The 12,414-nt window shown below is 66.4% G+C and carries 2 protein-coding genes; one reads left to right on the forward strand and one right to left on the reverse strand.

What is annotated here, in order from left to right:
- Positions 1-500: 500 nt before the first annotated feature.
- Positions 501-6,431 (reverse strand): LamG-like jellyroll fold domain-containing protein, encoded by a 5,931-nt coding sequence (locus ACZ63F_RS42450; protein ID WP_469719381.1) that lies wholly within the window; start codon positions 6,429-6,431, stop codon positions 501-503.
- A 957-nt stretch (positions 6,432-7,388) separates the two neighbouring features.
- On the opposite strand from ACZ63F_RS42450, the gene ACZ63F_RS42455 reads away from it, so the two are divergent.
- Entirely contained in the window at positions 7,389-12,323 is a 4,935-nt protein-coding gene (locus ACZ63F_RS42455; protein ID WP_469719382.1) for an RHS repeat domain-containing protein, read from the forward strand.
- Positions 12,324-12,414 lie beyond the last annotated feature (91 nt).

The following is a 12,414-nucleotide window of genomic DNA, read 5'->3' on the forward strand; positions in this document are numbered from 1 at the left end:
TCCCTCACTGGGTACCACATGGCACATGTCGTAGAAGCCGTCCAGCGCCGTCCATCCAGTCCTGTGCGGACATGTATGTCCGGTTTCGAGCTCCTGTGCCGAGAGGGTGTCCACGGGGTTTGTGACTCGCCCGTGACAGCTGGCAGCGCGACGAAGCCCCCGTCGGCTGGTCGTGTTGTGGTCCGACTCGGCGGCATGGCCGGCGCGATGGTGGACATGGCGCGCGCTGAGCCTCGACGTACTTGATGCGGGCCTCTTCTGTGGGGGCTTCCCGGTGGGTGCGCCTGTGGTGTGCCGCTTCGATTTCGGCAACGCGCCTTTGCTCGGAGGTTGCGCTGGTGGGCGTGATCTCCCGGGTGGTGTCCGCAAGCTGGACTTGGGGGGAGCGTTCGACGGTGTCGGTCCGTTCGCCGGCTGGGTGTGGCTGGCCGCCGCCGCGGACGTGGGTGGGCCCGCGCCGCTCGTGTCGGAGTCGGCGCGGGCCCTGTTTCGGCGGTGGCTCAGTGCAGTGCGCTGACTTCGGTCGCCGAAAGTGTGCGTGGGTAGACGTGGACGTCGGCAACGGAGCCGGGGAAGGCCAGGTAGGGGGTGGTGGCGGAGGCGCTGTTGATGCAGCCGCCGATGGTGAGGGGCATGGAGGAGTCGTACTGGGGGCTGAGGTTGGTGGCGGTCCCGATGAGGGTGCCGTTCTGGTAGAGGGCCATGTTGCCGGTGGTGGAGCCTCCCGGGACCGGTGCCCGGAAGGTGGCGACGAGGTGGGTCCAGGTGCCGATGGGGCCGCTGTTGGGGTCGCCTTCGGCGGTGGGGAAGTCGGAGTTCTCATCGTTGGTGGTGGTGGTCTGGAACATCCAGGCGGCGCTGGGTTTGTCGTAGGAGAGGTAGAAGGCTTGGTGCTGCGTGGTGCCCTGGCAGACGGCGGTGGTGCCGAGGGCTGAGTTGATCTTCACCCAGGCGGAGACGGTGTAGTCGCCGAGGGTGTTGACCGCGCTCTGCTTGCTTTTGAGGAAGCCGGTGCTGCCGTCGAAGGCGACGCTGCCGGACATCCCGCTCGGTGCGTCCGTGTTGAAGGTTGTGTTGCCTGTCGGGGTGAGCGGGTTGAGGGAGGCGGTGTCGGTGCCGTTGGAGGCGAGTTTCCAGTCGTCCTCGGGCATGCCGTTCTGCCAGCCGCTGGGCACGACCACGCTGGCCGCGTCGGCGTCGCCGGCCGCCATGGCGTAGGGGTAGACCTGGACGTCCGAGACGGAGCCGGGGAAGGCGTTGTACGGGGAGGTCGCGGCGGGGTCGTTGATGCAGCCGCCGATGGTGAGGGGCATGGCGGAGTCGTACTGCGGGGTGAGGTTGGTTGCGGTCCCCATGAGGGTGCCGTTCTGGTAGATGGACATGACGCCGGTGCTGTCGTCGCCGTCGACGGGTGCGGTGTAGGTGACGAGGAGGTGGGTCCAGGTGCCCAGGGCTCCGGTGTTGGCGTCTCCTTCGGCGGTGGGGAAGTCGGAGCTGTCGTCGTTGGTGGTCGTGGTCTGGAACATCCAGCCTTGGTTGCCGCGGTCGTAGCCGAGGTAGAACGCCTGGTGCTGGCTGGTGCCTTCGCAGATGGCGGTGGCGGGGCCTGCTGCAGAGTCGAGTTTGACCCAGGCGGAGACGGTGTAGTCGGCGAGGGTGTTGACGGCGGTGTGGTCGCTTTCCAGGAAGCCGGTGCTGCCGTCGAAGGAGGTGGCGGCGGCGGGGGCGTTGACCGCATCGGGTCCCGCAGCGTTGGAGGTCGCGCCACCGACCGCGGTGAACGGGTTGTCGCCGCGCTGGTCGTTTCCGTCGGCGGCCAGGTCCCATTCGTTGTCGGGGGTGTCGCTGCCGGTGGCGACGGGGACGATCAGGTTCGGAGCGATGTCGATTGTGTCAGTGTTGTTCGTGTCGCTGAGGTAGCGGGCGGCCAGGTCAGCGTAGTAGGCGTTCGAAGGATTGCCGTTGGTCAGGTCGGCGGCTTTCACGGTGGAGGATGTTGCCGTGCCGTCTGTGGAGACCGCCGTGGCGAAGTCGATGACCTGGTCCTGGAAGAGGTCGGGCATATCGGCGTTGACTTTCTCGCGCGCGGCTTCCTGCGTCGCTGTGCCCGGATGGGCGGCGGTGAACGGCGGGATGGTGGCAACGTAGACGGTGATGTTGGAGTTCTCCATCACCGGCTGACCGTCGGCGGAGGCCGGCCCGTCGTCGGTGTAGTACGAGCTGAGCTGGCTGTTGAGCGAGGTCAGTCCGTGCTCGACGCTTGTGGCGCAAGCGTCGGCGGTATCGGTGCAGTTGAGCAGGTCACTTGTGCCAGTGGAGATGAGGACCGTGCGGACGTTGCCCTGGGCCAGGACGTTGCGGTCCAGGGGATTGAGCGCGTTTCTCGGGGTGCCGCTATTGGTGATCTGCGGTAGCAGGTTGTTGCTGGGGCTGTTGCTGTTGGATCCGGCGTTGAGCACGCCGTAGTCCACGGAGTCGTCTCCGTTGGAGTCGTTGACGAGGGCGTTGGTGATGGCGTCGCTGAGGTGATGCTGACCGTCGTTGCTCGCGGTGTCGCCGTTGATGCTCTGGTCCCCGTAGAGGACCACCGAGCCGGTAGGAACGGCGGTAGGGGTGGTGACGTCGATTCCGGTCACGTAGGGCAGGCCGGTGAATGACGTCTGCGTGTAGTTCGCGGCCGAGGTGTCGAGCGTACGGTTGGCCGCGTCGGGGCTGATCCACACGGGCGTCTGGGCAATGGCGTGACCGGGGAGGGCGGTTACCGAGCCGTGCACCTGCACGCTGACCAGCACGGTTGCCTGCTGCGCGACGGCCAAGGTCACGGGGTCACTGGTGACGTCAGCGCCTGCGGGGATGGTGACGGACGCATGCCCGCCGAAGGCCAGCGCCGTGGGTCCCGCGGCCGTGGTGGCGGCACCGCCCGCGGTGGTGTCCTGCAGGGCTACCGAGGCAGCGTCGAAGGTGACGGGTGTGGTGCCCAGGGCGTTGGACAAATGGATACGCACACCGTTGCCGGTGTCTGTACCGATGCTGACGTGAGCCGGGATGCGCAAAGTCTGCCCGTTGGCGACGGCGGTACTGCCCCCGGACTGCTGCACCTTCGCGGTGTCCTGAACGGAGGACCAGGTGCCGACCCAGTGCTGGGTGTTGGTTCCGGTTCTGGTGAGGGCCATCGGCCGTATGCCCATGCCGAGGATGTGCAGGGCCGGCTGGCTCTCCTGGACGCCATTGCTGAACAGGGGCAGGGAGATGCTGCTGATCACCGAGCCTGGGCATTTCAGCGGGACACTGATGGCGTAGATCTTGGGGCCGGGAGCCGGGCTGGTCTGGGTGTTGTTGCGGTGGTTCTCGTGGACCAGCGTGAGCGCGGCAGCGGAGGCGGGGCCGCTGAGCCAGTCGGGCACGGTGTCCAGATGGTAAACCTGGTCGGCTGGAGCGCCGCTGGCATCGATGCAGTTGTCCTTGGCGTAGGAGATGGTGCCGCGAGTCTCCTTGGCAGGGCCGCCGGTGGCGAAGGCGAGAAAGACCAGGGCGTCACCGGTGTTCACCGGACCGCTGGCCGGCAGGGTGACGGTCTGGCCGGAGGCCAGCATGTTGTCGTAGGTGCCGGTGCCGAACTTCGGCAGGGTGATGGTGGCACCATCGACGGTCACTGTCTTGGCGCTCTGCCAGCCCGAGGTGCTTGTCAGGTCGGCGGAGTTGATGCTGTTGCCGGAGCCATCCGCGTCGGCCGGGCTGGTCGTGGTGGTGAAGGCGCTGGTCGCGGTGTTGTTCAGGCAACTGCTGGTGTCGTTGATCGTGCAGGTCAGCGCCGGTCCCAGCCGCAGCACGTCAACGCCCGCCTGGTACCCGGTCGACTTGGAGTTCTTGCCGGTGAGGGTGAGGGTGAGGGTGTGCACGCCCTGGTTGAGGGTGAGCAGTTGTCCGTTGGCGTCCTTGGGCATGCCGAGGTTGATGAAGTGGGTGGTGGTGTAGGAGCTGTAGGCGTCGTAGTCGCTGAGCAGTGTTGTCTGGGTGCTCGTGCCCGCGTCCAGGACCAGTCGGTAGATGCCGTAGTCCCTGGCCTTGGTCAGGTTGGCTCCGAAGCTCCAGGGGCCGTCCTTGGGGATGTCGAAGCTGAAGGTGGCGCTGTCGCCGCTGACGACCTTCGAGGTGGTTGACTTATTGGCGAGCCAGGCTTGGTAGCCGTCGGCGAACTCGTAGCCGCTGCCAGCGGCCTGGCTGATCAGCTGGCCGCCCTTGGTGGTTGTGCTCGCTTTGGGTACGACTGTGGTGGTGCCGTCGGTGTTGGTCGCGGTCCAGCCGCTGATCATCTTGTCACCGAAGGCGTAGGTCGGGGTGCTGGTGCCGGCGTAGAAGGCGTAAGACGCCTGGACGGACGTTGAGCCGGCCTGGTCCACCGCCTTGGCGTACAGCGTGTGAGGGCCTGTAGTACCTGGGGCGAAGGCGGGCGAGGCACTGCCGTTGAGGACCGACGTTCCTGTCCCGGGGCCGTTGTCCGACGTGACGTAGTACGCCTGACCCGTCGTGATTTTGGTCGTGCTGGCCAAGTGGACGACGTTGCTGCTGCTGTACACCGTGTTGCCGAGTGTGGCGTCCAGAGCGAACAGGTATCCGGTGATGTTGTTGGTGTGGTTGTTGCTGAGTGTGAAGGTGCCCTTGTCGCCGTAGGCGGCACCGATCTGCCCGGCCGGAAACTGGCTGGAGGTCACGGTGGGCATGGGCGGCGCGGTCGTGTCCACGGTGAAGGTCTGGGTCTTGGTCCAGATACCCGATCCGGTGCCGACCCAGTAGCCCGCGGCATTCTGAGCGGTGGCCTTCCAGGTGTAGGTACCGTCGGGCAGGCTCGGAGTGGTCCAGTCGCTGCCGTTGGTGTTGTACCGGGCGCGTTTCTTGGAGTCGGTGCTGGGGCCGAAGCCCTGGTGGATCAGAGTGCCGGAGGAGTTGTAGACGTTGTACTCGATGCGTACCAGCTCGCTGCCCCCGGCCAGGTCGGGGTCGACCGCACGCGCCGACAGCGTCGGAGTGTGGGTGGTGGTCATCGTCTTGCCCAGGTTCACCGTGGACGGCTTGATGGCCGGGGTGCCGGTGCCGTTCTTGAGTTTGGGGCGGTAGCTGTAGGTGACCGACATGGTGGCGCCGCCGCCGTAGGCCAGTTGCTTCCATTGGGAGGCGTCGTTCATGTTGGGTGACTGGACCATCAGCGTCATGCTGCTCCAGCTGCCGGCTGCTGCGCTCTGGGCCCGGGAGGTCACGTTGAATTCGAGCGACGGCGGGCTGACCCAGGAGTTGGCGCCGTCGGTGACGGGGCAGGTGCCGGCTTCGTGGCTGACCGGGTTGGTCTTGCCGAGTGCGTCGGTGCGTACGGTGGGTTCGTGGCCCCAGTACAGGTTGGAGGAGTTCCATGCTGCGGGCCGGTCGGTGCCGTAGACGGCGGCGGGGGTGTCGGAGCAGGAGGCGGCGGAGAGCTGCTTCACGTACAGGGAGGCGTGGCTGACCACGGCGCCTTTGATGCCGCTGGTGTTGATCTGGTAGTAGGTGCGGGCCCGTTCGCCGTTGCCCGGGGTGTTGTTGTCCCATCCTTCCCGGGCGTTGGTGGCGCCTGTGGTGGATGTCGAGTTGTAGACGTTCCACCCGTTGTCGGAGATCCGGGCCCAGTCCAGCTGGGAGGGCCTCCCGCTCCACTCCGGGTCCACATAGACGGGGTAGACGGTGCTCTTGGAGGAGAGCAACTTCGCATCGGGTGACAGTAGTTGCCGACCGGATTTCAGGTGTACTCGGACCTGGGAGCGGTGGGCACCGACCTTGCCCGACGCCTGGTGCTCGGCTCGTGCCGACGAAACGGTCTTGGTGTGTGCCAGGGGGGTGTGCACGGCTTTCTGCCCTGCGCTGTCCCACATCAGCGCGGTGTCGCTGTGGAAGACGGTCTCGCTCGTGTGCTTGTCCGTGGCCTGCACACCACCGTCGGGGGTGGCGGAGAGCTTGAGGCCGGACGACGCGGTGTTGAGTGTGAGACTTTTCAAACGAGGGTCGGCTGCGGCCTTGGGGGTCTTGACCACCAGGATCGAGGAGTATCCGGAGGCGTCCGCGGTCAGCTGGAGGTCGACCTGTGGCAACACGTCCGGGTAGGTGGCGGTGTCACCGGAGACCACCGGTCTGGGCAGGGCGGTCGGCCAGGAGAAGCCCAGCCTGTCGGCCCCGCTGCGCAGGGTGACCAGTGCACCCGAGCCGCCACCGGAGAACGTCACATCCGTGACGGCGGCTTTGGGGCCCCAGGTCCCGTTGGCGTGCTGTACCAGGGTGGTGTCGATGGGGACCCATTTCCCCTGCTGCAGGGTGCGTTGGGGCATAGATGAGTCGGTCCGGGTGAAGGTGCCGTCCGGGTTGGCCACCACTTGCGTACCGGTGCCAGTGAGCGCGTCGATGGTCACCGGCTGGCCAGTCGCCTTCGCTTGCGCGGACGCCCACTCTGTTGGGTTGAGGCTGCGGGCGGCGGATGGCGAGTCGTCGCGCTTCGAGGTGGTCTTGGACGAGGAGCTAGGCGCATCCAGCGGCGCGGCATGGACGGGTGTGGTGGAGGCCAGTGATCCTGCCGCCAGGACCGCGACTATAGCGGCCGCAATAGGTCTGGACGCGAGGTGTCTGGCTGGCAGGGGTGTGCGAGAGGCGGACATGTGAGGTCGGAGTCCTTCGCAGATGTCGTGCGGTTCCCCCCGTGGGCCCCGCGCCGTTCTGCATTCTGTGGGGCCGGTGTGAAGACGGTCCATCATCAATTGATCGACAAGTACTCACACAGAGTCCGCTTTTGACGAATACAGACCAACTTGGGTTCCGGTCTGTGGAGTTCCTTTGCTTTCCCTCTGGGAATGCTTTGCCTTCGGGTTTGAGGTCAAGCCCTAGCGTGATCGTGTGCGGGGGATGTGATCGACGTGTGCCTCCGCTGTGACGTGCACTCAAGTCACCTGACACGTAGGGGAGTTGGGTGGTCTGGGGTCTGGGAGGGAACGCACAGCATGGCGCGGATTTCGGCATGGAGTCGCGGGCGGGCGTCCTGGACGGCCCGGAAAGTTCGGCATACGGCAGCGGTGGCGGTCGGCGCCCTGCTCGTGAGCCTGCTGCCCGCTGGTGTTGCTGCGGCAGCAACCTCGGAGCAGCGGCATGTGACGGCTCCTGCCGCACCGCAGAACAAGCGGGTCCCCTTGGTCCACTCCAGACCAGGGTGGGGTTCAACCTCGAAGCGTTTCAAGCACTTCGATCCCAGCGGCCACTCGAAGCTACCTGGGGCGGGCAGCTCCGTGGTAGCTCTGCCGGTCGGCGCCGGCTCCGCGCGGCTTACCGCCAATGCGACCGAGGTGCGGGCCAAGGGCACGCCTGTCCTGTTGGGTGACGTGGCTGGAGCGGGGGCCAAGGCGGCCGCCGTCAGCGGATCGCAGCGGGTGCGGGTGACCGTGCTGGACCAGAAGAGCGCACAGACCGTCGGCGTGCACGGTGTGCTCTTCACTCTCCAGCGCACCAGCCCTGGAGGCGGAAAGGTCGCACTGCGGGTCGATGACTCATCCTTCCGTTACGCCTTCGGCGGTGACTTCGCCGCGCGCCTGCACCTCGTGCAGCTGCCCGCCTGCGCCCTGACCACGCCGATGCTGGCGAAGTGTCAGGTCCAGAGAGCGGTGCGCACCGCCCCCGGAACACCGTTGTCCGCCCAGGTTGCCGTCCCTGGCCCGAAGGCGGTGGCATCGAATGCCGCCGGTTCGGCCCGCTCGGCGGCCGCGTCCTCCGGCGCGACGGTCGTCATGGCAGCGGCCGCGGGCACGTCGGGTTCGGCGGGTGACTACTCGGCGACCAGCCTGTCGCCCGGCGGTTCCTGGTCGACCTCCGGTAACACCGGCGCATTCACCTACAGTTACCCGATCTCGGTTCCGCCGGCGATCGGCGGCTCGGTCCCGAACGTCGATCTCTTCTACAACTCCTCCAGCCAGGACGCGCGCACCGAGGGGACCAACAACCAGTCCTCGTGGCTGGGTGACGGCTGGAGCTCGGCGGAGAACTATGTCGAGCGCACGTACAAGTCCTGCAAGGACGACTCGTCGTCCGGGGCTCCTGACAACGACGGTGACCAGTGCTGGGCGGGCCAGATCCTCACGCTCTCGCTGAACGGCAAGTCCACCGAGGTCGTCTACGACGACTCGACGAAAACGTTCCACCCCGTCGACGACAGCTCCACGATCAAGATCGAGGACCTGACCGGCGCCACGAACGGCACCAAGAACGGGGAGTACTTCAAGGTCACCGAAGGAGGAGTGCAGTACTTCTTCGGCCGCAACCGCCTGCCGGGCTGGACCAGCGGCAAGGACGAGACGAAGTCCGTGTGGACCGAACCCGTCTACCACGCGCACGGCGGCGTCTCGGACTGCCCGGACAGCACCGACTTCGCCGCCACCTCCTGCACACTCGGCTACCGCTTCAACCTCGACTACGTGGTCGACACCCACAGCAACGCCAGCGCCTGGTACTACTCACAGGAAACGGGCTACTACGGCGCGGACATGAAGAACACCGCCGTCGCCTACACCCGCGGCGGCACGCTGGCCCGCATCGACTACGGCATGACCGCCTCGACGATCTACTCGGCCACCGCGCCGGAGCAGATCGTCTTCGACGCCTCGGCCGAACGCTGCATCCCGGGCACCCCGTCCGGAAACACTTGCGCGGACGGCCAGTTCACCACAGCCAATGCCGCGTACTGGCCGGACGTACCGGTAGACCTGAACTGCACCTCGGGCTCGACGAACTGCACCAACCACGGCCCCAGCTTCTGGTCCCGCAAGCGCCTGACCTCGATCACCACCCAGATCCAGACCGGCGGTGCGACCCAGCAGGTCGACAAGTACACCTTCACCCAGTCCTTCCCGGACGGTGGCGACCACGCCCCCACCCTGTGGCTGGACTCCATCAAACGCACCGGTCTCGACACCCTGGGCGGCGCATCGGGCAGTTCCTCGACCCCGGCGGTGAGCTTCGACCCGCCTCTGCAGCTGCCCAACCGGGTTGGGACCATTCCGCAGATGCCGCTGATGTACCACGACCGGATCCAGGTGGTCACCACCGAGGCCGGCGCGCAGACGACGGTCACCTACGACCGCCCCGACTGCTCCAAAGCACCGGCGAGCGACCCCAACGACCCCACCGACGCGGCCGCGAAGACCTTCGCCTCCACCAACACCTTGTCGTGTTTCCCGGTGTACTGGACCCCCGACGGACAGCCCGCGCCGTGGATGGACTGGTTCTACAAATACAAGGTCACCTCGGCCCTCACGATCGATCCGAACAACTCCTACCAGGACGGCACCCAGCCCAAACTGGAAACGGACTACGCCTACAAGGGCAACCCCGGCTGGCACTACGACGACAACGAGACCGTCAAGGCCAAGAACCGCACCTGGGGCCAGTTCCGCGGCTACCCCGAAGTAGACGTCACCACCGGCGACACCACCGTCTTCCACTACACCGACAAAGCCGCGGTCCACGACCAGAAGACGCTGACGAAGACGTACTACTTCCTGGGCATGAACGGCGACACCCTGCCCGGCGGCAAGACCCGTTCGGTACCGGCACTGACCAGCCAGGACGGGACCACCTCGGTCGCCGACGACAACGCCCTGGCGGGGCAGACCTTCGAGACCGACACCTACACCAGTGCCACAGGCAGCCTGGACAAGGCCGAGGTCACCGTGCCCACGATCATCGGTCCCACGGCCAGCCGCAGCCGCAGCGGGCTGCCGGACCTCACGGCCCAGATGGCCCGCCCTGCGAAGACGCTGACCCGGCAGGCCGTGTCGTACGGCTGGCGCAAGACCGAGACCGACACCTTCTACAACACGGCCCTGGGCAAGTCGACCACGGGCATGGCCGTGCAGGTCGACGACCGTGGGGAGACCGCAGCAGCCGGCAACGTCGCCAAGTGCACCTACAACCGCTACCTCACGGGCAGCGTCGCCACCCTGGTGCTGGCCGCCGAGACCCTGACCACGGCCCAGGACTGCTCAACCGCGGGAGCCACCCCCAGCGGCACCCTGATCTCCGACACTCGCACCTCATACGACAGCAACGGGTTCGCCTACGACGGCGATGGGCAGACGAATCCCGCCCTGCCCGCGACAGGTGACGCCACCCTCGTCCAGGGCGCGTCCGACTCGAGCGGCGCCACCGCGACCGCCTTCGTCGACAAGACCGCCACCACGTACGACTCCTACGGGCGCACGACGAAGGTCACCCGAACCCCCCGCTCCACGTCACCGAACGGCAAGAGCCTCGCCCAGTCCGTTTTCACCTCTTACACCCCCGCCACCGGTGCGCTGCCCACCAGCAGCACCACCATCACCCAGGTCACACCCGGTGCGGACTGCTCCACGGTCACCACGTCCTCCTTGGACTGCCAGCTCGCCAGCAGCACCCTGGACCCGGCCCGGGAGCTGCCCACCGCCAAGAACGACGTGGCCGGCAAGCTCACCTCACTCACCTACGACGCGCTCGGCCGGCTGACCGGTGTATGGCTGCCCAACGAGATCAAGGCCAACGGCGCACCGGCGAACACGACCTACACCTACAGCGTCTCCCAGACCGCACCGACGGTCGTTGCCACCAACTCCCTCCTTGACAACGACAGTTACCGGGTTAGGGAGACGCTGTACGACGCGATGCTGCGCCCCCTGCAGGTCCAGAAGACCGGGGAGAACTCCACCACCATCGTCACGGACGTTCAGTACGACTCCCACGGCTGGACGGTCCTCACCAACAATGCCTTCGCCGAGCCAGGCAGTCCTCGCAGCATCCCGTACTCGATCTCCCAGGTCTCCGCGCCCGACACCACGGTCACCGACTACGACGGGGAGGGGCGGGCCGACCTGGTCACCGAGGAAGCCCAGGGAGTCAAGACCTGGAACACCACCACTGCCTACACCGGGGACAAAACCACCGTCCTGCCACCCAAGGGGGGCGTGGCCTCCACCACGGTCGTTGACGCGCGCGGCCAGACCACGGAACTGGACCAGTACACCGCCCCACCCACGCTGTCCGGGTCGGCGGCGGCCGGATTCACCGCCACCGGCGGCACCACGTCGCCCACCACCTACCAGTACACGGCCGCCGGGCAGCAGCACCAGGTCACCGGCCCCGACAAGACGGTCTGGACGTTCGACTACGACCTGCTGGGCCGCAAGAGGACCCAAACCGACCCGGACACGGGCGGGAGCAAGTACGGGTACGACGACGCCGGCAACCTGATCTCCACCACCGATGCCAAACAGGTCGAACTCGACTACACCTACGACCTCCTGGGCCGCAAGCTCACCGCCACCGACAAGGCCAAGTCGGACTTCCAGTTCGCGTCCTGGACCTACGACACCAAGCGTATCGGGATGCCGACCTCGTCCACCCGCTACGTCCAGGGCACCACCGGTGGCTACACGGTCGCCACCACCGGCTACAGCAGCCTCGGCAAGCCGACAGGCACTCAGATCACCTTGCCGGCATCCGAGGCACCGCTGCCCTCCACCTACAAAACAACCTATTCCTACACGACCCGAGACCAGCTGCTCGCCTCGCAAAACGACCCAGGCACCCAGGGACTCAGCAGCGAGCTCATCACGTACACCCGCGACGCACTGGGCAATCCGACCATTTCGGAGAACAGTACCTCCGCCTACGTCAGCAAGACCGCGTACAACGACGACGGTCAGCCGTCGCAGGTCATCATGGGGGCCCAAACCAACTCGGTCACGGTCACGTATGGATACGACGCGCAGACCCTCCGGCTGAATGAACGTAAGGTCGACCGGACCCAGGCGCCCGGCCCGACGGTCGATGACACCAAGTATTTCTACGATGCCTCGGGCAACCCCACCTCCACCGTCGACCAGCAGTCGGAGACCGGCAACACCGTCACCGACCAGCAGTGCTACGGCTACGACGCCCTGGACCGGCTCACCGACGCCTGGACAGCCAACAACTGCAACGTCAAACCGCCCACCAGCAGCACCCTCACCACGACGCCCGGCTCCTACTGGCAGACGTTCAACTACGACCCCATTGGCAACCGCCACCAGAGCATCGACCACGCCATCGGCACCACCGGCAGCACCGTCACCACCACCTACAACGACGGCTGCACCACCAACTGCAACTCCACCGGAGCCCAGCCCCACACCCTGACCGCCACCACAGGCGGCACCAACCCAACGAACTTCGGATACGACGAAGACGGCAACCTGCACACCCGCACCCCCACCACCGGCCCCGGCCAGACTCTCACCTGGGACGACGAGTGAACCGTTCCGGGTTTGATCGAGACTCTAGGTCGTGACTGTGACCTGGGACTTCGTGGTTTCGCGGTAGTACTTGGTCTCGTATTCGGCGGGT

The organism is Streptomyces sp. NPDC104761 (genome assembly GCF_055583445.1).